The following is a 19,019-nucleotide window of genomic DNA, read 5'->3' as shown; positions in this document are numbered from 1 at the left end:
CGCGCCAAACGGAACACCCAACGCCAGAGGACCTAAACGGTGTCTTTCTGATCAGGTTTTCTTCTTTATCGTGTACACAAAAATGGGCGATTGCGCATACACTGGAGCATCACTCCACAGGAACGATAGAGAAAAGGAGACTGCTCTATGTATTGGAATTCATACTACGGCGGCTACGGGTTGCCTGTCGAAGCCCGGGCGTGCATCAGCGAGCGGGAGCTGCAGCTCCGCCAGACGATGCGCCGGCTGTGGGAAGACCATAGCGCCTGGACGCGCATGACGATCATCAGCATCGTGTCCGGCCTGCCGGACGAGGCGGTCGTCACGAAGCGGCTGCTCCGCAATCCCATCGATATGGCGAATGCGTTGCAGCCGTTCTATGGGCAAGCGTTCGCCGCCCGGTTCGGCCAGCTCATGACCGAGCATTTGACGATAGCGGCTCAGCTCGTCAAGGCGGCTAAAGCAGGCAAGAAGGAGGAAGCCGCGAAGCTGGAGAAGGATTGGTACCACAATGCCGATCAAATTGCCGCTTTGCTCGCTCAAGTGAATCCTTACTTTAACGAACAGGATTGGCGGAGGATGCTTCATGAGCATTTGAGGCTGGTGAAGGAAGAAGCCGTCCTGCGATTGACCGGGGATTATGTGAAGGACATTGCGAATTACGATGTAATCGTGAAGCAGGCGCTGGAGATGGCAGATTCGATGTCGGCCGGTATCTTGATGCAGTTCCCGCATGTATTCCGGTAGGTCTGCACCATCCCATTAAGAAGACCTGATTGGAAATACACCGATCAGGTTTTTCGTTTCGAAAACTTGAATATTCTAGTATGTGAAAAAAGACGTCCTGCCGACCGATGGGCCAGCAGGACGTCTATTTTTTGAGGCTTACGCCTCGTCGTCGTACACTTTAACTTCCTTCATCGTGTCGCCTTGGCGAACGGCGTCGATGTACTCCATGCCCTTCACCACTTTGCCGAAGACGGTGTGAACGCCGTCCAGATGAGGCTGCGGCTGGTAGCAGATGAAGAACTGGCTGCTGCCGGTGTTTTTGCCCGCATGCGCCATGGAGAGCGAGCCGCGCTCATGACGGTTCATATTGTCTTTCGTCTCGCAATCGATCTGGTACCCGGCGCCGCCGTAGCCTGTCCCTTGCGGGCAGCCGCCTTGGGCGACGAAGCCTTTGATGACGCGATGAAATTTAAGGCCGTTATAGAAGCCGGAGTTGGCAAGCTTTTCGAAGTTGGCAACCGTATTAGGAGCTTCGCCCGGATAAAACTCGATGACTACCTTTTCTCCATTTTCAAGCTCGATCGTTCCTTTTTTCATGGGAAATCCTCCTAAAGTACGTTTTGTAGACCATTGTACTAGAAAGCGAAGGCAGAAGCAAAGGCGGTGCGCCTCGAGGCGACGAGGCATTCGGTGTTCGGGAACAGGATGAAAATTCCTTGCTTTTTTCAAAAGACGATGGTACGATCAAACAAACAATTTGGTTTCCTTCGGGGCGGGGTGCAATTCCCCACCGGCGGTGATTTCGCGCAAGCTGCGAATCAGTCCGTGACCCGTGACGGGCGTCAAGCTCGAACGGTGGACTCGGTGCAATTCCGAGACCGACAGTATAGTCTGGATGGGAGAAGGAACAGCGAAGAAATGGCGGACGAAGTCCGGATCGTTTTGGGGATTCTTGTGTCTTTTTTCACAATCGCCCAACAGACGAGCTGTTTCGGCGTGCGTAGCGGCCTGTCGGCAGACAGCCTGTTCGTGCTGAAAATGAAACGCAATATCGTTTGTAAGGGATTGAGAAGAGGACGCAACCCGCTATCCGTGCGTCGAATTGTCATGTTGCCGAGTATGCATTTTATTTGTGATGCGCGACTTTATTCTTCGATGTGCAGCTTCCATCTTTAACCGACCGCCCCTGCGCCACCAAGTTGGCTAGGGGCTTTTTTATTTGGAACGGGAGGCGACCCGACTTGATTGGTACGGACCGATTGAACGATGAATCCTATATGAGGCTCGCGCTGCAGATGGCGACGCAAGCCCGCGGCCAGACCGGCATCAACCCGGTTGTCGGCTGTGTGATCGTCAAGGAAGGCCGCATCGTCGGCATCGGTACGCATCTGCAGCGCGGCTCGCACCACGCCGAGATCCACGCGCTCCATATGGCGGGCGACGAGGCGGCGGGCAGCACGGTGTATGTGACGCTGGAGCCTTGCAGCATTCACGGCCGGACGCCGCCCTGCGCGGAGCGGCTCGTGACGGAGCGGGTGAAGCGCGTCGTCGTGGGCTGCATCGACCCGAATCCCGGCGTCGCCGGAGCCGGGGTCGAGTGGCTGCGCAGCCGCGGCATCGACGTCGAGGTAGGCGTCCTCGAAGAGGACGCCCGACTGTTGAACGAGGCGTTCAACAAATTTATCGTCACCCGGCTGCCTTGGGTGACGCTGAAGACGGCCATGACGCTGGACGGCAAGATCGGCTCTCGTACCGGCGACAGCAAGTGGATCAGCTCGGAGGCGTCGCGCGAGCTTGTACACACGATGCGGCATCGCCATCAGGCGATACTGGTCGGGGTGGACACGGTCATCGCGGACGACCCGCAGCTGACTACGCGCCTCACGGTTCCGGGCTTGCAGCCGATCCGGCTGGTTGTCGATTCTCAGCTGCGTATCCCGCTTGAGGCGCATGTCGTCCGGGAGCGGGATGCCCGCACCATTATCCTGACGACGCAGTCTGCCTCAATGGAACAGATCATGAGGCTGAACGCGGTTGGCGTCGAGGTGATGAAATGCGGAGACGGCGACAAGGTCGACCTGCGTCAGGCGATGGCGATGCTCGGTCAGCGCGAGATTGGGTCGGTGCTGCTCGAGGGCGGCGGCCGGCTGAACGGCGCCATGCTGGAGGCCGAGCTCGTCGACAAGCTCGTCGTATTCGTGGCCCCCAAGCTGATCGGGGGCGGGGCCACGGCGCCGTCGGCGTTCGCCTTCGCCGGCTTCGACAAGATGGCCGACGCGCTCGCGATCGAGCGGCTCCGCGTCGAGCAGATCGGCGCCGATTGCTGCCTGACCGGCTATCCGCACTATATGAGGAGGGAAGCCGCATGTTCACCGGGATCATAGAAGAAGTAGGCCGGATGCGCCGCATTCACGCGCAAGGCCAGGCGATGGTGCTCACGATCGAAGCCCGCACGGTGCTGGAGGATGTGAAGCTCGGCGACAGCATCGCCGTGAACGGTGTCTGCCTGACCGTAATCGCCTTCGACGGCGGCAGCTTCTCGGTCGACGTGATGCCCGAGACTTACCGCAAAACAACCCTAAGGGAGCTGCAAACCGGCAGCCGCGTCAATCTGGAGCGCGCGATGCAGGCGGGCGGCCGATTCGGCGGCCATATCGTACAGGGCCATGTCGACACGACCGGTCGGATCGTCAGCCGACGTCCGGAGGAGAACGCCGTCGTGTTCGCGATCGAACCGCAAACGTCCTCTCTGATGCGCTACATGCTGCCGCATGGCTCGATTACGATCGACGGCATCAGCCTGACGCTAGTGCGAGTCACGGAATCGGGCTTCACCGTCTCGATCATTCCCCATACGCTTGCCCAAACCGTGCTTCAAGGTAAACAGCCCGGCGACACCGTCAATCTGGAATGCGACATTTTGGGCAAATATATCGAGAGGCTGCTTCATTACCGAAGCGGCCCTGCAAACGGGGATTCGTCGGAAGACGACAAGTCCCAAGGCGTGACCGCAGCTTTTTTAGCCAAACACGGCTTTCTATAAACCTATCCGACACCAAGGGGGATGACCGATGGAACAGCGATCCGCATTTCATACGATTGAAGAAGCGATCATCGATCTGATGCTGGGCAAAGTCATAATTGTGGCGGACGACGAAGACCGCGAGAACGAAGGGGACTTCATCGCGCTGGCGGACAAGGCGACGCCGGAAGTGATTAACTTCATGATCAAGGAAGGGCGCGGGCTTGTATGCGTGCCGATCACCGAAGAGCGTGCTTCCGAGCTCGATTTGCCGCCTATGGTGGCGCACAATACCGACAAACACAGCACGGCGTTCACGATTTCCGTCGACCATATCGACACGACGACCGGAATTTCCGCCTCGGAACGGTCTACGACCATCCGCGCTTTGATCGACACGAATGCCAGACCTGAGCATTTTCGTCGGCCGGGCCATATTTTCCCGCTCATCGCCAAAAAGGGCGGAGTCCTGAGACGGGCGGGCCATACCGAAGCGAGCGTCGATCTGGCGCGTATGTGCGGCTCCTACCCGGCGGCGGTCATTTGCGAAGTGATCAAGGAAGACGGGGAGATGGCCCGGGTGCCCGACCTGCGGCAGATCGCCGAGCGGCACAACCTGAAGATGATCACGATCCGCGATCTGATCCATTACCGCAATGAGAAGGAGAAGCTCGTCAAGCGCGAGGTGGAGATCAAGCTGCCGACCGATTACGGCACGTTTACGGCAATCGCCTATACGAACGAAGTGAACGATCAGGAGCATGTGGCGCTCGTAAAAGGCAAAATCGACGCTGATCAGCCGGTGCTCGTACGGATGCACTCCGAATGTTTGACCGGCGACGTGTTCCACTCCCATCGCTGCGATTGCGGACCACAACTGGCGGCGGCGCTGCAGCAGATCGATGAAGCCGGAGGCGGCGTACTCGTTTATTTGCGCCAGGAAGGCCGCGGCATCGGCCTGATCAACAAGTTGAAGGCCTACAAGCTGCAAGAGCAGGGATTCGACACCGTCGACGCGAATATTAAGTTAGGCTTCGCGCCGGATTTGCGCGATTACGGCATTGGCGCGCAAATCTTGAAGGATCTCGGCATCCGCCAAATTCGCCTGCTGACGAACAATCCCCGCAAAATCCGGGGACTCGAAGGCTACGGCATGGAAATCGTGGAGCGCGTTCCGATCCAGATGGAGGCGTTGGAAGACAATCGCAGCTATTTGCGCACGAAGCAGCTGAAGCTCGGGCATCTGCTGACGATTGCCGGCGAGGCCGACGGGATCTAATTTGATTCCGTCGCAACTATCATTCATTTTATAACAACAAAGGAGCAAATGAGACATGGCACGCGTATATGAAGGACACTTAGTATCCGAAGGATTAAAATACGGCGTCGTAGTAGGGCGCTTCAACGAATTCATTACCTCCAAGCTGCTCGGCGGCGCGCTCGACGCGTTCAAACGCCATGGCGTCAAGGATGAGGAAGTCGACATCGCATGGGTGCCGGGAGCCTTCGAAATTCCCTTGGTCGCGCAAAAAATGGCCGCCAGCGGCCGTTATGACGCCGTTATCACGCTCGGCGCCGTCATCCGCGGCTCCACGCCGCATTTCGACTACGTCTGCAGCGAGGTGGCCAAAGGCGTGTCGGCGATCAGCCTGAAAACGGATGTGCCTACGATCTTCGGCGTGCTGACGACCGATTCGATCGAACAAGCGATCGAACGCGCCGGCACGAAAGCCGGCAACAAGGGCTGGGAAGCGGCGGCTACGGCGATCGAGATGGCGAACCTGACGAAACAGCTCGAGAGCCAATGGAGTGGCTAAACGGGATTCAGCTCGACTCGCTCTTGTCCCGGATCGTGGCGCTGCTCGTCGCCATCACGCTGCATGACGCCGCCCAGGCCGCCGCTGCTTCGCTGCTCGGCGACCGGACGGCCCGGGAGCAGGGCCGTATGACACTGAATCCGCTCGCCCATTTGAGCGCCATCGGCTTGCTGCCGATCCTCTTCGGACCGTTCGGATGGTCGAAGCCGGTGCCGGTGGCGCCTAGCGGGCAACTGCGCCGGCCATGGCATGCAGTAGCCATCTATGCAAGCGGACCTGCCGTGAACCTGATTGTAGCGGTGCTGCTGTGGGGGATCGAGCTGCATCTGCCTGGCGCGATCTCGGGCGGACTGTTTCACAGCGTGCTGCAATGGTTCATCATCGTCAATATGATGCTCGTGCTGCTGCATCTGCTGCCTTTCTACCCGATGGACTTGTGGAAGATCATCCGACGAGGACTGCCCCAAGCCTGGGAGCCCAAGCTGAACAGGCAGGAGCGGCTGGGAACGGCCGTCCTCATTGCGCTGATTGTAACGCCATTCGGGCAGGTGCTGTTTATGAAAGGCTTCAATGTGCTCGGAAATGTCGTCATGCAGTTGTATGGAGCAGGGTAGGAGGCTGGGCTTGGCGCGATGAAGGTACAATTTAAGCTGGAGACGTTCGAGGGGCCGCTCGATTTGCTGCTGCACCTGATCGACAAGTCCGAGATCGACATTTACAACATTCCGATCAACGAGATTACCGACCAATACATGGAAGTGCTGAGCGGGATGCAAGAGCTGGAGCTCGAATTGACGAGCGAGTTTCTGGTCATGGCTGCGACGCTACTGTCGATCAAGAGCCAGATGCTGCTGCCCAAGCCGCCGGTCATTGAGTTTGAAGACGACTATTATGATATGGACGACGGTTATGATCCTAGAGCCGAGCTCGTGCAAAAGCTGATCGAATACCGCAAATACAAAAATATCGCCGAGGAGCTGCGGGAGAAGGAGCTGGCCCGGAGCTTGATCTACACGCGCGAGCCGGAGGATTTGACCCCGTTTATACCGCAGGTCATCGAGAATCCCGTCAAGGGGCTGCATGTGGCTGATCTCGTGTTTGCCTTTCAGCGGGCGCTTCGCAAAATGCGCCAGCGGCACGCGGTAGCGCGCATCCGGCGCGACGAAATCTCCGTCAAAGACCGGATGGTGCAGATTACGGATTGGCTGCAGGATAGCGGAGGCAGAGGACTGTTCTCTCATCTGCTCGACGAGGGGTACGACCGGGAAGATGTCGTGGTCACATTTCTCGCCATTCTGGAGCTGATGAAAACGAAGCAGATCGTCTGTTTCCAGAACGGATTGTTCGATGATATCGTACTGGAACGGCGGGACCCGCAGGAGATCGTTGCACCGACTGCCGATGACAAGAACCCGGAGGATTTGACAGCAGACGGGATAGAGAGAGAGGAATCGTAGCATGGATGCCATGGATGCCCGCCGGATGAAATCGGTGATAGAGGGACTGCTCTTCGTCTCGGGCGACGAAGGGCTCGATGTGAAGCAGCTGGCGGACGTGCTGGACGTGCAGCCCCAGCTCATCAAGGAGCTGCTGAAGGACATGACGTCCGACTATAAACGCCAAAAGCGCGGCATTCAGATTGTGGAGCTGGCCGGCGCTTATCAGCTGACGACGCTGCCGGACCACGCGCCGTTCTTCGAGAAGCTGGCGCATTCGCCAACGAGGTCGAGCTTGTCTCAGGCGGCTCTGGAGACGCTAGCGATTGTAGCCTATAAGCAGCCGCTCACCCGCGTCGACATTGAGGAGATTCGCGGCGTGAAGTCGGATCGGGCGCTCCATACGCTAGTTGCGAAAGATTTGATCCACGAAGTCGGTCGCGCGGAAGCCGTCGGCCGACCGATTCTGTACGGCACGACCAAGTCGTTCCTCGATTATTTCGGCCTGGCTGCCTTGCAGGACTTGCCGGATTCGAGCGCCTTCCAGCCCGACGCAGGACTGGAGGAGGAGACGCGGATGCTGTTCGCCCGCTTGGACGGCGAGCAGATGACGATCGACGACGTGGATGGGAGCGATCAGGGATGACGCTTACCGCCATTCTGCTCGTCACCATAGCTGGAATGATGCACGCCATCTGGAACATGCTTACGAAGCGAAGCGGTTCCCAGATGGCTTTTTTGTGGTGGGCGCAGCTCACGGCGATCGTGGGTCTCGCCCCGGTAGCTTTCCTCGTCGATGGGTTGGAATGGCTCAGAGGACCGACGGCGATCGGCTTTTTGTTACTCAGCATGCTGCTGCATGGCGTTTATATCGTTTTATTGGCGGTTGCGTATCGAATGGGAGATTTATCGGTTGTATATCCGGTCATGCGAGGCATCAGCCCGGTATTGCTTCCGTTGCTTGGTGTTCTCGTGTTGAACGAATCTTTATTTGCTTTTGACTATGCAGGAATCGGACTTATTGTACTTGGCATTTGGCTACTGGGAAGCGGCGGTAGGTCGCAAGCTGGCGATAAGCTGCAATGGAAGGCGGTATGTATCGCGATTCTCGTCGGGCTAGCAGTAACATCCTATACGCTCATCGATAAGCTGGCGATCGAGACCGCCGGCATTCCTCCGTTATCCCTCAACTCGGCAAGCAACATCGGTAATGCGCTTTTTCTCACATACTTTGCGATTCGCTCCCGTCATCTTCGACAGGAATGGAGGCATCATAAGCCGGCCTGGCTGATTGGCGGTCTACTTGCGTCCGCAGGGTACGTCCTTTTCCTATATGCGATGGACTTGGCTCCGCTTGCTCAAATCGCACCTATGCGGGAGATCGGAACGGTATTCGGCACCTTGCTCGGACTGTTTGTATTACGGGAATCCCAGGCGCGCACGTTGCCGAGAATGCTGGCCAGTTTCCTGATCACAGCCGGGGTTATTGCGCTCGGTTGGTAATGTTATCAAAGGATGGAATTGCCGCGCCCAAGCCATACTAAGCTTTATGAAGCTGGATGGACGGGGGAAGGCGGTATGATTTGGGTATGGTCAGGACTGGGCGTTGCGCTCCTCCTATTGTTGTTGCTGATCTGGTTCAGCGATGTCCGGACAGGCATTCATTTTTCTCGGGTCGCTGAAGACGATCACTTCAACATTCGAGTCCGGGCGCTGTTCGGGCTTGTTCGGTTCGAATACTCGGTGCCGATTATGAAATTCAAAGGGTTGAAGGGGCTGTTGATCGAACAGCAAAGCGGTACCTCGCTGCCCGGCGACTTGAATAAGAAGACCGAAGATGAGGAGTGGATCGACAAACACCGCATCCGGCTGTTTCTCGACCAAACCAAGCAGCTGCTGAAGTATACGGAAGGGCTGACGGAGTGGACGAGGCAATCGATGAAAAAGGTACGCTGTACCGAGCTCCGCTGGAGCACTCGGATCGGCGTTGTCGATGCGCCGGAAACCGCGATTCTGAGCGGCATCGTCTGGGGAGTCAAGTCGGCGGTGATGCGCGTCGCGTACAAATATGTCAACGTGCAGGCGAAGCCCGTGCTTCATGTGTTTCCGATCTATAATCGCACACATTTTTCCACTGAGTTCATCGTGGTCACTCATATTCGGGCCGGACAAGCGCTGCTCGCCGGGTTGCGGCTGCTGCCGCGAATCAAGCGGGTCAAGGGAGGCTTCCTGGTTTGGCGCCGCACATTGTTCCAGCCGTCCAATTCCCGTACATAGGCGAACGGGCTTCGGGTCATGCTAAGGGAGCATGAGAAATCCTTGATCTATAGCTGATTCACCAAAGGAGGAGACAACGGGTCCATGACAGAACATCCAATTCAAGGGTTAATGAAGACCGCAATGGAGCAGATTACAGAGATGGTAAATGTCAACACGATTGTTGGCGACGCCATTGAAACGCCGGACGGCAGCGTCATTATGCCGATCTCCAAAGTAGGCTTCGGCTTCGCAGCCGGGGGCAGCGAATTTGCGGCGGAGGAGACGGACGGTACCACTAACCATGGCAAACATGGCGAGGCGAACGCTCACAATGCCAATGTGTCCCTTCCGTTCGGCGGAGGCAGCGGGGGTGGCGTTTCGATTACGCCGATCGCATTCCTCGTCGTCGGCAAAACCGGTGTAAAGGTCGTGCCGCTTGACAATCAGACCCACCTGTACGAGCGGTTGATCGATTCCGCGCCGCAAGTATTCGATAAGATTCAAGGGATGATCAAATCGAACCATTCCGGTCACCGGGATGACAATATTATGATGTAAATGAAAAATCGGGCCGCTGTTCGAAAACAGCCGCCCGATTTTTTTCTGTGACGGTACAATTACGAACCCGGTAATCTCGAATCCTTAAAAAGGACAAAAAATCGGCATCCTCGCCATGGAAGGGGTGGAACTGCGCCTTTATGCTAGTCGTAGTTCTACGAATAACAGGTCGACATGATGCAGGAGGTTGTCGTGTGTAACGAACAAATAGAACAAGCAATACACAAGATCCCGCTGGTAGTGGTGAAGTCCCCAGAGCTCCCGGTGCCAGACGGGAAAAGGGTCCCATTCGGCTGGGAGGCCCGGGCGGTAGGTTCGTTAGCGGGCAGTCCTGCCACATGCCTCCGGACGGCCGTGTCTGCGGTGGATAAGGCATGGCTTGACGCCTTCACTGTGGAGAAGGCATATTTGCGCCTCACGGTTGCCATTGACGTGCGGGAGGAGAAGGAGATCGAAGTGTTGCTCCCGGAGAGCGGGCAACTGCTCGGCATACTGGATATCCGCTATGCGTATGCGTTGCAAATATTCGAGCTGTCGATCGAACCGGAGGCAATTCCTGAAGCGCTGAGCCAGGGTATTCGTCTCCGGCTGCGAAAGGGCGATCAGCCGCTGTGGGTCCTTGCCGCTGCCGATTCCGCGTCAAGCGGCGATACGCTTCTTCCCCATTTGCTGCTCGTCTCCAAGATGATTGAGCGGGAGCGAGGCTTCTTCACCCGGCTCGCATCCACGGCCTCAATCCAACCCTTCGGTTGGATGGAAGGTTGCGTGCTGGACGGGCTGTACGACCTTAATGCCGCGCATCCCGAGTCCCTGCGGTGGCGACAGGTACTGCAAGAGCATTTGGATCACTATCTGGACGATGAGGGCGGCCTCACCTACGAGAACCCGCGCAGTGAGCCGGTCGATAGCCGAGTGTACGGTATCGAAGGGACCCTCCCCTTCGCAATAATCGCGAAGCTATGGCCAGAGCATCCTGTGCTGGAACTGGCCTTGCAGTTCTGGCATGCCCGGGCACGCGAGGGAGGCGGCCTGATTGCGGACAGAAGTGTGACGGCGGAGGGAGCCTATACAGTTGCCTACCCGCTCGCTGTCTTGGCCCGGAAGCGCAGGAGCCGGGAGTTGGCTGAGCTGGCGGTCGGCAATCTGCAGGCTCGGCGCCAGGCTCTCGTCACCGAGCGCGGTCTATGCTGGATCGAGGACCAAGGCCAACCCGAACGGTATCTCAATTGGGCTCGGGCATACGCATGGTACATGCTCGGCTTAGTCCGATCGATTGTGGAACTGCGGCAGATGGACCCGAAGGACAGGCCGAAGCTGGACGGGATTGAACTGGCCTTCACTGAGATCGCTGTAGCGGCTGCCGCTTCTCAGGGAAGTGACGGCCTGTGGCCCTGCTTCCTGGGAGAGCCGGTCACCGGAGTCGACACGAGCGGCTCGGCCGGGATTGCGGCGGCTATTGCAATCGGCGTACATCATGGGCTTCTGCCTCCCGCGATGCGCGACGCGACTAGCTGGGCCTACCTTCGGCTTGTTGAGTACTTGTCCCCGGATGGATTTCTAACGGGCGTGGCCCAATCCAATCGAAACGGGGAGGCGCTGCAGCGGGGCGGGTATCGTGTCATTTCGCAGATGGCCATGGGGCTGATGGGGCAATTGGCCGCAGTGCTCGGCCATGGGGAGGAGAAGGGACGGCAGACCGAATCTCTAGTATAATAGAGGCGGCAAGCAGAGAAGGGGGACTGTTGTGGACGCGATAAACTTGGATATTGATTGTACGGTGACCGACATCCGCTATGTGGTATACCGCGAGCCGAACGCCGGCTGGAAGGTCGGGTATGCCAACGATCTGTACCACATCCTGGTCTATTGTACGGGCGGCCGGGCCCGCTACGCTGTCGACGGGCAGTTCTATACGATTGAAGAAGGAGATGCGCTGCTGTTCCCCAAGCGGCTAATGCACGAAGGGTACAGCGATCCTGACAACCCGTGGTCGTTTTACACCGTCCAGTTCGATCTGCTTTTCGGCGGCGAGTCCGAGCCGTCTTTTGCCCGGTTGCGACCTGTGGTTAAGTGCAACTGCCACTACGAATTCTCCACGCTAATTCAAGAATTGTACCGTGCCTGGCAAGTGAAGGCCCCCGGCTACCTGTTGAAGAGCCGTGGGCTCCTGATGCAGCTCCTGTACCTGCTGATCCGGGAGCAGGCCTCACTTGCCTCCAGCGGGCGGCATGCTGCGTTGATTGAGCAGCTGATGCATAGGATGGCCGCGGATTGTCGAACTTCCTGCAATGCTGAGGAACTGGCTGCGATCGTGGGGCTCAGTCCTTCTCATCTGCGGGCCGTGTTCAAACAGGTGACGGGCATGACCGTAAACCGCTATCTGCAGCAAGTCCGCATCAGCCAGGCCCGCGACCTGCTGCTGAGCGGCGCGTGCAACGTGAGCGAAGCTGCCGAGCGGGTTGGGTTTCAAGATATTTACTCTTTCAGTAAGCTATTCAAGCGCATGACGGGGGTGACTCCCTCGGAATATAGGAATCGGTAGCCTCAAAAGGAGTAACTTCATTTCAGGCCGCGGCCAAGAGCGTTTGATGCCGTTCAATGCTTATGCGCCGGAAGTAAACTTCCGGCGCAGCGCTTCATTCCCTGCTCTTGATCCGTTCGTAAAGGAAGTCCACGATATGGACGGCTTCCATCTTGTCGCCGAGCTGCTCGCGGTCGATGCCGACCTTCATCTGCAGCAGGCAGCCCGGATTGCTCGTGATCAAGTAATGCGCGTTCGTTTCCTTCACATGCTCCATCTTGTGCTCCAGAATATCGTTGGACATGTCCTGCTGCACGAGATTGTAGATCCCCGCGGAGCCGCAGCAGCGGTCGGCGCCCTTCAGCTCGACGAACCTGACGTCGGCGACGCGGTTCATCAAGTTGCGCGGAGCGCTGCTCGAGCGCATGACATTGCGCAGGTGGCAGGAGTCTTGGTACGTAATCGTAATGGACTCGCCAGTGCCGACCTCGGCTTTGTCTTCGTGATTTGCTGCAAATTGAGGGAGGCGGCCTTTTTCCAGCAGGATGAGGGAAATGTCCTTCACGCGGGTAGCGAACCATTTGGCATCTTCCGCCGCTTCCGGGTCGTCATGCAGCAGATGGTCGTACTCGACGAGCAAGGCGCCGCAGCCGCCGGCGTTCGAGACGATGTAATCGACATTCGCCTCGCGGAAGGCGCGGATGTTGAGCTTCGCGAGCGCGCGGGCGTCGTCCAGCTCGCCGGAGTGGGCGTGCAAGGCGCCGCAGCAGCTTTGCGTCTCGGGGATAACGACATCGAAGCCGGCTTCGGCGAGCAGCTTCACGGTGTTGCGATTTGTCTCGGTGAACAGCACGTCCATAAGGCAGCCGCGGAACATGCCGACTCGGGCGACCGCCTTGCCCTTGGCGGGGACGAATGTGCCGAATGTCTCTAAGACGCCTTTGGCGGAAGCTTCCGGCATAATCGCTTCCATATCCCGCATGTTTTTCGGGAACAGCTTCATCATGCCGGTTTTGCGCACGATCGCGCGGAGGCCGGTTTTCTGGTACAGGCTCAAGCCGCGGCCGAGCAGCTTCATCCGCTTCTGGTAAGGGAATACTTGCTTGAACATGACGTTGCGCACGCCTTTCACCCACCAGCGGTGCTCCTCATGCTCTTCGAGCACGTCGCGCGTCTGCTCGAGCAGATGACCGTACTTGACGTCGGCGGGACAGACCGGCTCACAGGCACGACAGCCGAGGCACAGGTCCATCTGCTCGCGGAACGCCTGGTCCGGCGTCATCAGGTCGTCGACGACGGCTTTCATAAGTGCGATCCGCCCGCGAGGGGAAGCCGCTTCGATGCCGGTCTCGATGAACGTCGGACAAGCCGCCTGGCAAAATCCGCAGCGCATGCAGTTCGTAAGCTGGTCGTAGTCCAGCGTTGTCTTCATCCGTTCGGTGATGAGGTTAGGAGCCTGACTCATTGATGGACCACCACCCTTTTGCGCGTTTCTTTGGAAAATATTTTACCGGGATTCATAATGCCGTTCGGGTCGAACACTTTCTTGATGCCTCTCATTACTTCCATGCCTACCGGCCCGACCTTCCACTCGAGGTACGGCGCTTTGACAATGCCTACGCCATGTTCGCCGGTAATGGTGCCCCCGAGCGCAAGGGCCGCTTCGAAAATTTCTTCGAACGCCAGCTCGACGCGATGAATTTCGTCCTTGTTGCGGGCATCGGTCGTGCAGGTTGGATGGAGGTTGCCGTCGCCGGCGTGGCCGAATGTGCAAATTTGCAAGTCATACTTCTTGGCGATGCGGTTGATCTCGATGACCATGTCGGCAATTTTGGACCGCGGCACGGTCGCATCCTCCAGGATCGTGGTCGGGCGAATGCGAGCGAGCGTCGACAGGGCGCTGCGGCGCGCCAGCATCAGCTTCTCGGCTTCCTGCGCGTCCGCCGCCATTTTCACCTCAACGGCGCCTTGCTCCTTGCAGATGCGCACGATCTCGATAATGTCCTTCTCGACGACGGATTCGTCCAGCCCGTCCTGCTCGATCAGCAGGATGGCGTCCATATCGAGCGGCAGCCCGATTTTATTGAAGCCTTCCACGACTTGGATCGTCGGATTATCGAGGAACTCCAGCGTAGCGGGAATGATCCGGTTGCCGACAATGGCCGAGACGGAGCGTGCCGCCGCATAAATGTCCTTGTACATCGCGACCATCGTTTTCTTATACTTCGGAGCCGGGATCAGCTTGACGGTCGCTTCGGTGACGATAGCCAACGTGCCCTCGGAGCCGACGAGCAGCTTCGTGAGGTCATAACCGGCCACGTCTTTATAAAGCTTGCCGCCGGTACGGATGATCTCGCCGGAAGGGAGAACGGCTTCGAGTCCGATTACATAGTCCTTGGTCGTACCGTATTTGAGTCCGCGCAAGCCGCCTGCGCATTCCATGATGTTGCCGCCGAGCGAAGAGATGACCATGCTGCCCGGATCGGGCGGATAGAAGAGGCCGCGCTTCTCCACTTCCATGTGGAACGTCTTCGTGTTCAAGCCGGTCTGAAAAGTAGCGGTCAAGTTGTCGGTATCGATCTCGATCAGCTTGTTCATCCGGTTCATGACCATGACGAGCCCGCCCTCGGTCGGTACGGTACCGCCGCATAAATTGCTGCCCGCGCCGCGTCCGACGATCGGTACGAGGTGTTCGTTCGCAACCTTGAGAACAGCCGCCACTTGCTGCGTATCGGCCGGATAAATGACGCCGTCCGGCATCGCTTGCAGCATCGGCGTCGCATCGTAGGAATGCGAGACGAGCGCTTCCTGATCGTCCTTGAAATATTGAGGACCGACAATGTCGATCAATTGCTCGCGAATCGATTGTGCCAGCATACTCCATGTACCCCCATGAGTTCATCACGAAAATTAGTCAGGTCATCTGATGACTTTTCCATCATTATAGCTTACTATAAAATGTGTGTATAGTCGGTTTCGCAGACATTTTTAGAAACGGGTGGAACAAGGATGACCTTTCAGCAAGTTAAGCCGCAAAAGGGAAACGAGCTCGTCATGGAGGCGATTCGCCGCCAGATCGAGGAGGGGCAGCTTCCGCCCGGGCAGAAAATCGCCTCGGTGGTCGATTTGGCCGCTTCGTTCGGCGTCGGCCGTTCCACGATTCGCGAGGCGCTGAGCGCGCTCCGGGCGATGGGCTACGTCGACATCCGCCAGGGCGGCGGCACTTATGTTGTGGAGACGCTGCCGACGCGGGATGGGGCTGGCGGAGGGCTAGACGCCGGAGCGATCTTCGAGCGGGCGGAGTCGCTGCGCGAGCTGCTTGAAGTGCGCCAAATATTGGAGACCGGCTGCGCCGCAGCGGCCGCCCGACATCGGACGGAAGCCGATTTGCTCGAGCTGGATGCGATCATAGCGCGGATGCAGGCGCATCTGTCGGATGAGTCGATTGGCGAAGAGGCCGACGTGCAGTTTCATTTGCGGCTCGCCGCCTCCTCGCACAATTCGCTGCTAGGGGAGCTGATGGCGACGGTTTCGCAGAGGCTGCACGACAGCATGCGCGAGACGCGGCGCCTCTGGTTCTACGGCGAGCGTGCGGAGGCGCAGCGACTGACGCAGGAGCACTCCGACATCGTGGAGGCGGTCCGCCGTCAGGACGAGACCGAGGCGTTCGAGTCGATGCGGAGGCATCTGCAGAAGGTCGAGAATGTCCTGCGGCAGTCGGTGGCCGGACAACAGTAGCGAGAATGCTAAGAATAAGAAAGACAGCGGTTAGATCCGGACATGTCCTCATAGGGCATGTCTTTTTCGTATGGGACGCGCATATACTTGTACCGATTGATGGACATGGGTTGGGGAAAGGAAGGGGACCATGCGAAAGGCAACATCTCTGGTCAGCGCTTGGCTGGCACTCGTCTTCGCATTCACCGCCGTGCTCGGCAATGTTGCCGCCGCACCGGCATATAAATCTGTCGCCGGCGGCGTTTCGACCGCAGCGGAAGCGGCGGCGCTCATCGACGTGCAGTCGGGACGGATGCTCTACGCGAAAGCGGGCGACAAGCGGATGCGCATCGCGAGCTTGACGAAGATCATGACGGCGATCGTGGCGATCGAAAGAGGCAACTTGTCCGATATCGTAGTCGTCAGCGGCAACGCCGCAGGTAAGGAAGGCTCCACGCTCTACCTGAAGCAGGGCGAAGAGATGAGTCTCCACAACATGCTGTACGGCTTGATGCTGCGTTCCGGCAACGATGCGGCGACGGCGATCGCCGAGCATGTCGGTGGTTCGGTCGAAGGCTTCGCCTACATGATGAACGAGACGGCCGAGCTGATCGGCATGACGGGCACGCATTTTGACAATCCGTCCGGTCTTGATTCGGAGACCCACTTCTCGACTGCTAACGATATGGCGCGGTTGACGGCTTATGCTCTTCGCAATCCAGCTTTTCAAGATATCGTGAAGACTAAAGTGAAAACCGCTCCGAATCCGAATGAGCCTTGGGATTACAAGTGGAGCAACAAGAACAAGATGCTATCGCTATTTGATGGCGCCGATGGCGTCAAAACCGGTTACACGAAGCTGGCCAAACGCTGCCTCGTCTCGTCCGCTACCCGCGATGGGCAGCAGCTTGCCGTTGTTACCTTGAACGACGGAGAAGATTGGGCGGATCATTCGAAGCTGTTGAACTACGGCTTCAACACGTATCCGCTCGCTGACATCGTGAACAAAGGCGACACGGTGGAAGGGACTACAATCGCGGTTGGAGGCTCGTTCAAATATCCGCTGCTTCAGACGGAGACGGGAACCGTGCGCCGTTCGGCAGAGCTGCTCCAGCCGGGCAGCCCGGGTTATGTATTCGGCGAACGCGGCCGGCTTCGCATCTATGTGAAGGACGTGGAGGTCGGGTCCGTACCGCTGTACGAGCAGAACAGTCCGAGAATGAAGGCTGCGGCCAAGCATGAAACCGACGCGTTCCGCTATGAGGATGAATTCACCGAACGCCGAGCACTGAAGGGACGATGGGTCGCTTCGCTAGCAATCGCGGTGAAGCAGCTGCTCGTCCCGAATCGCGCTTGGCAATAAACGGGTTCCGCCAGGAGGGATCGATATGGTAAATGTGATCTGGCTGTTCTTCCTCGTAGCCGGCTTCGTCGCCGCCGCTCTGCAGGGCCGCATCGATCTGATGACGCAGGCTGTCTTCGAGGGAGCGAAAACAGGTGTCACCGTTTGCTTCGGGTTGATCAGCATCCTCGTGTTCTGGATGGGGATAATGAGGATCGCCGAGGATGCCGGGCTGCTGCGCAAGCTGGCGGTACTGCTGCGTCCGATCGTTCGTTTCTTGTTCCCGGACGTCCCCAAGGATCATCCCGCGATCGGCTACATCATGTCGAACATGAGCGCCAATATCCTCGGACTCGGCAACGCCGCGACGCCGATGGGCATCAAGGCGATGCAGGAGCTGCAGAAGCTTAATCCCGATAAAGATACGGCTACGGCCGCCATGTGCACGCTGCTCGCGCTCAACACCGCAAGCATTACGCTGATTCCTACTACTTTGATCGCGATTCGGATGAACTTCGGCTCGGCGAGCCCGGCTGAAATTGTTGGGACGACGCTGGTCGCCACGATGATCGCCACGATCGCCGCCATTGCGCTCGACCGGTGGTACCGATTCCGCAGCCTTCGCGCCGCCGGCTCAACCAAGCCGCCGAAAGGATGATGCCCGATGTACGCGTTTGTCTCGATGATGTCGGCTTGGGCGATTCCGGTTCTGGTCGTGCTTATCCCCTTGTATGCGATGTATCGTAAAATACCGGTTTACGAAACGTTCGTCGAAGGGGCGAAGGACGGCTTCGATACGGCGATCCGCATCATCCCGCATCTCGTCGGGATGATGGTGGCGATCAGCGTATTCCGCGCCTCCGGAGCGATGGATTGGATGCTCGGCTGGTTCCGCCCGCTGTTCGACGCCTTCGGCGTGCCGAGCGAGGTGCTGCCGCTCGCCATCCTGCGCCCGATCACCGGTTCGGGCTCGCTCGCCTTCACGACCGAGCTGATCAAGGAGTTCGGGCCGGACTCCATGATCGGACGTATCGCGTCTACGATCCAGGGCAGTACGGACACCACGCTTTACGTGCTGATCGTGTACTTCGGCGCCGTCGGCATTCGCAGGGGCCGCTACGCGCTCAAGGTCGGCCTGATCTCCGACCTGGTCGGCTTCATCGCCTCGATTCTGATCTGCCTGCTCATTTTCCGCATAACTTAGGCTCATTCTCGCTCCACTCCACGCCGTCCGGTCCCCGGGCGGTTCTTTAACCTTATAGAGTATAAGTTTCTGTGGCGGAACCTGACGGTTCCCCCTCTTAGGGACGGAGACCAAGGTCTCCATGGCGCTGCAGTCCGACTTTTTCGGGTTGCGAATGTACTCGCTAAGCGAATGGGCGCTCCAGTCCGAATTTACCCATTTGCAGAGGCAATTTTACGGACCCCCTACAGAAACCCCCGCTCCAATTCGGCAAATTCGGACTGGGGAGCCTATCCAGGAAATGAGTGGCCTTGCAGTCCGACTTTTTCGGACTACATCCAGCGGTTACTTGGCGTTCGCTGCTCTTGGGCTGCCTCCATCGTTACGCTGGACACAAATCCCCCATTCCAGATGGGTGCGGACGGAGACAACGAA

The 19,019-nt window shown here is 58.0% G+C and carries 21 protein-coding genes and 1 riboswitch; of the genes, 18 read left to right on the top strand and 3 right to left on the bottom strand.

The genetic code is table 11. From position 1 onward, the window contains the following. Nucleotides 1–147 precede the first annotated feature (147 nt). The gene (locus PKO02S_RS27515) at nt 148–747 is read left to right on the top strand and encodes an acetylglutamate kinase (protein WP_218033964.1); all 600 of its coding nucleotides are present in this window, start codon (nt 148–150) and stop codon (nt 745–747) included. A gap of 138 nt (nt 748–885) precedes the next feature. Here the strand turns inward: PKO02S_RS27515 and PKO02S_RS27510 are convergent, their stop codons facing one another. Beyond that, nucleotides 886–1,326, bottom strand: coding sequence for a peptidylprolyl isomerase (locus tag PKO02S_RS27510; RefSeq protein ID WP_127588236.1), 441 nt, complete (start codon nt 1,324–1,326; stop codon nt 886–888). A gap of 162 nt (nt 1,327–1,488) precedes the next feature. Then, nucleotides 1,489–1,640: riboswitch (FMN riboswitch) on the top strand. 7 nt (nt 1,641–1,647) lie between these two features. Here PKO02S_RS27510 and PKO02S_RS27505 point away from each other — a divergent pair. The 13 genes from PKO02S_RS27505 to PKO02S_RS27445 all read left to right on the top strand — a co-directional run bounded on the left by PKO02S_RS27505 (nt 1,648) and on the right by PKO02S_RS27445 (nt 12,363). Next, nucleotides 1,648–1,905, top strand: coding sequence for a hypothetical protein (locus PKO02S_RS27505; RefSeq protein ID WP_127588235.1), 258 nt, complete (start codon nt 1,648–1,650; stop codon nt 1,903–1,905). A 65-nt stretch (nt 1,906–1,970) separates the two neighbouring features. Beyond that, nucleotides 1,971–3,113 (top strand): bifunctional diaminohydroxyphosphoribosylaminopyrimidine deaminase/5-amino-6-(5-phosphoribosylamino)uracil reductase RibD, encoded by a 1,143-nt coding sequence (ribD, locus tag PKO02S_RS27500; protein WP_281280472.1) that lies wholly within the window; start codon nt 1,971–1,973, stop codon nt 3,111–3,113. Further along, nucleotides 3,095–3,772, top strand: coding sequence for a riboflavin synthase (gene ribE, locus PKO02S_RS27495; protein WP_127588234.1), 678 nt, complete (start codon nt 3,095–3,097; stop codon nt 3,770–3,772). Before ribD ends, ribE begins: the two co-directional genes overlap by 19 nt. A gap of 28 nt (nt 3,773–3,800) precedes the next feature. Continuing rightward, nucleotides 3,801–5,030: a bifunctional 3,4-dihydroxy-2-butanone-4-phosphate synthase/GTP cyclohydrolase II gene (locus PKO02S_RS27490; protein WP_127588233.1), complete on the top strand. Its 1,230-nt coding sequence runs from the start codon at nt 3,801–3,803 to the stop codon at nt 5,028–5,030. A gap of 55 nt (nt 5,031–5,085) precedes the next feature. Beyond that, nucleotides 5,086–5,568, top strand: a complete 483-nt coding sequence (gene ribH / locus PKO02S_RS27485) for a 6,7-dimethyl-8-ribityllumazine synthase (RefSeq protein ID WP_127588232.1) — start codon at nt 5,086–5,088, stop codon at nt 5,566–5,568. Beyond that, nucleotides 5,556–6,182 carry a site-2 protease family protein gene (locus PKO02S_RS27480; RefSeq protein ID WP_127588231.1) on the top strand — a complete coding sequence of 209 codons (627 nt, stop codon included), beginning with the start codon at nt 5,556–5,558 and terminating at the stop codon, nt 6,180–6,182. Before ribH ends, PKO02S_RS27480 begins: the two co-directional genes overlap by 13 nt. An 18-nt stretch (nt 6,183–6,200) precedes the next feature. Further along, nucleotides 6,201–7,025, top strand: a complete 825-nt coding sequence (locus tag PKO02S_RS27475; protein WP_127588230.1) for a segregation and condensation protein A — start codon at nt 6,201–6,203, stop codon at nt 7,023–7,025. A 10-nt stretch (nt 7,026–7,035) separates the two neighbouring features. Then, entirely contained in the window at nt 7,036–7,650 is a 615-nt protein-coding gene (gene scpB, locus PKO02S_RS27470) for an SMC-Scp complex subunit ScpB (RefSeq protein ID WP_127588237.1), read from the top strand. Next, nucleotides 7,647–8,507: an EamA family transporter gene (locus PKO02S_RS27465; protein WP_127588229.1), complete on the top strand. Its 861-nt coding sequence runs from the start codon at nt 7,647–7,649 to the stop codon at nt 8,505–8,507. The genes scpB and PKO02S_RS27465 overlap by 4 nt, the downstream gene beginning before the upstream one ends. A 75-nt stretch (nt 8,508–8,582) precedes the next feature. Next, nucleotides 8,583–9,281, top strand: a complete 699-nt coding sequence (locus PKO02S_RS27460; protein ID WP_164821722.1) for a DUF2953 domain-containing protein — start codon at nt 8,583–8,585, stop codon at nt 9,279–9,281. 84 nt (nt 9,282–9,365) lie between these two features. Then, entirely contained in the window at nt 9,366–9,821 is a 456-nt protein-coding gene (ytfJ, locus tag PKO02S_RS27455; RefSeq protein WP_127588227.1) for a GerW family sporulation protein, read from the top strand. 363 nt (nt 9,822–10,184) lie between these two features. Next, nucleotides 10,185–11,534, top strand: a complete 1,350-nt coding sequence (locus PKO02S_RS27450; RefSeq protein ID WP_164821721.1) for a glycoside hydrolase family 88 protein — start codon at nt 10,185–10,187, stop codon at nt 11,532–11,534. Between the two features lie 31 nt (nt 11,535–11,565). Beyond that, nucleotides 11,566–12,363 carry a helix-turn-helix domain-containing protein gene (locus PKO02S_RS27445; RefSeq protein ID WP_127588225.1) on the top strand — a complete coding sequence of 266 codons (798 nt, stop codon included), beginning with the start codon at nt 11,566–11,568 and terminating at the stop codon, nt 12,361–12,363. Between the two features lie 94 nt (nt 12,364–12,457). On the opposite strand, the gene PKO02S_RS27440 is transcribed toward PKO02S_RS27445, so the two are convergent. Together PKO02S_RS27440 and PKO02S_RS27435 are read right to left on the bottom strand one after the other, a co-directional pair. Then, nucleotides 12,458–13,807 (bottom strand): (Fe-S)-binding protein, encoded by a 1,350-nt coding sequence (locus PKO02S_RS27440; protein WP_127588224.1) that lies wholly within the window; start codon nt 13,805–13,807, stop codon nt 12,458–12,460. Next, nucleotides 13,804–15,219 carry an FAD-binding oxidoreductase gene (locus tag PKO02S_RS27435; protein WP_127588223.1) on the bottom strand — a complete coding sequence of 472 codons (1,416 nt, stop codon included), beginning with the start codon at nt 15,217–15,219 and terminating at the stop codon, nt 13,804–13,806. The genes PKO02S_RS27440 and PKO02S_RS27435 overlap by 4 nt, the downstream gene beginning before the upstream one ends. Nucleotides 15,220–15,351: 132 nt before the next feature. On the opposite strand from PKO02S_RS27435, the gene PKO02S_RS27430 reads away from it, so the two are divergent. The 4 genes from PKO02S_RS27430 to PKO02S_RS27415 all read left to right on the top strand — a co-directional run bounded on the left by PKO02S_RS27430 (nt 15,352) and on the right by PKO02S_RS27415 (nt 18,605). Further along, nucleotides 15,352–16,080, top strand: a complete 729-nt coding sequence (locus PKO02S_RS27430; protein WP_127588222.1) for a FadR/GntR family transcriptional regulator — start codon at nt 15,352–15,354, stop codon at nt 16,078–16,080. Nucleotides 16,081–16,210: 130 nt separating this feature from the next. Continuing rightward, nucleotides 16,211–17,422, top strand: a complete 1,212-nt coding sequence (locus tag PKO02S_RS27425) for a D-alanyl-D-alanine carboxypeptidase family protein (RefSeq protein ID WP_127588221.1) — start codon at nt 16,211–16,213, stop codon at nt 17,420–17,422. 25 nt (nt 17,423–17,447) lie between these two features. After that, complete coding sequence (locus tag PKO02S_RS27420; protein WP_127588220.1) at nt 17,448–18,059, top strand: nucleoside recognition domain-containing protein; 612 nt, start codon at nt 17,448–17,450, stop codon at nt 18,057–18,059. Nucleotides 18,060–18,065: 6 nt separating this feature from the next. Next, nucleotides 18,066–18,605 (top strand): spore maturation protein, encoded by a 540-nt coding sequence (locus PKO02S_RS27415; RefSeq protein WP_127588219.1) that lies wholly within the window; start codon nt 18,066–18,068, stop codon nt 18,603–18,605. Nucleotides 18,606–19,019: the final 414 nt, after the last annotated feature.

This window comes from Paenibacillus koleovorans NBRC 103111 (genome assembly GCF_004000845.1).
Lineage (GTDB): Bacteria > Bacillota > Bacilli > Paenibacillales > NBRC-103111 > Paenibacillus_AA > Paenibacillus_AA koleovorans.
The sequence above is the reverse complement of the archived record's forward strand: the minus strand, read 5'-3'. Positions and strand labels throughout refer to the sequence as shown.

Excerpts from the sequence above, each read along its gene's own strand:
- PKO02S_RS27515 (WP_218033964.1), top strand. The coding sequence starts at position 148 with ATGTATTGGAATTCATACTACGGCGGCTACGGGTTGCCTGTCGAAGCC.
- PKO02S_RS27510 (WP_127588236.1), bottom strand. The coding sequence starts at position 1,326 with ATGAAAAAAGGAACGATCGAGCTTGAAAATGGAGAAAAGGTAGTCATC.
- PKO02S_RS27505 (WP_127588235.1), top strand. The coding sequence starts at position 1,648 with ATGGCGGACGAAGTCCGGATCGTTTTGGGGATTCTTGTGTCTTTTTTC.
- ribE (WP_127588234.1), top strand. The coding sequence starts at position 3,095 with ATGTTCACCGGGATCATAGAAGAAGTAGGCCGGATGCGCCGCATTCAC.
- PKO02S_RS27490 (WP_127588233.1), top strand. The coding sequence starts at position 3,801 with ATGGAACAGCGATCCGCATTTCATACGATTGAAGAAGCGATCATCGAT.
- ribH (WP_127588232.1), top strand. The coding sequence starts at position 5,086 with ATGGCACGCGTATATGAAGGACACTTAGTATCCGAAGGATTAAAATAC.
- PKO02S_RS27480 (WP_127588231.1), top strand. The coding sequence starts at position 5,556 with ATGGAGTGGCTAAACGGGATTCAGCTCGACTCGCTCTTGTCCCGGATC.
- PKO02S_RS27475 (WP_127588230.1), top strand. The coding sequence starts at position 6,201 with ATGAAGGTACAATTTAAGCTGGAGACGTTCGAGGGGCCGCTCGATTTG.
- scpB (WP_127588237.1), top strand. The coding sequence starts at position 7,036 with ATGGATGCCCGCCGGATGAAATCGGTGATAGAGGGACTGCTCTTCGTC.
- PKO02S_RS27465 (WP_127588229.1), top strand. The coding sequence starts at position 7,647 with ATGACGCTTACCGCCATTCTGCTCGTCACCATAGCTGGAATGATGCAC.
- PKO02S_RS27460 (WP_164821722.1), top strand. The coding sequence starts at position 8,583 with ATGATTTGGGTATGGTCAGGACTGGGCGTTGCGCTCCTCCTATTGTTG.
- ytfJ (WP_127588227.1), top strand. The coding sequence starts at position 9,366 with ATGACAGAACATCCAATTCAAGGGTTAATGAAGACCGCAATGGAGCAG.
- PKO02S_RS27440 (WP_127588224.1), bottom strand. The coding sequence starts at position 13,807 with ATGAGTCAGGCTCCTAACCTCATCACCGAACGGATGAAGACAACGCTG.
- PKO02S_RS27435 (WP_127588223.1), bottom strand. The coding sequence starts at position 15,219 with ATGCTGGCACAATCGATTCGCGAGCAATTGATCGACATTGTCGGTCCT.
- PKO02S_RS27430 (WP_127588222.1), top strand. The coding sequence starts at position 15,352 with ATGACCTTTCAGCAAGTTAAGCCGCAAAAGGGAAACGAGCTCGTCATG.
- PKO02S_RS27425 (WP_127588221.1), top strand. The coding sequence starts at position 16,211 with ATGCGAAAGGCAACATCTCTGGTCAGCGCTTGGCTGGCACTCGTCTTC.
- PKO02S_RS27420 (WP_127588220.1), top strand. The coding sequence starts at position 17,448 with ATGGTAAATGTGATCTGGCTGTTCTTCCTCGTAGCCGGCTTCGTCGCC.
- PKO02S_RS27415 (WP_127588219.1), top strand. The coding sequence starts at position 18,066 with ATGTACGCGTTTGTCTCGATGATGTCGGCTTGGGCGATTCCGGTTCTG.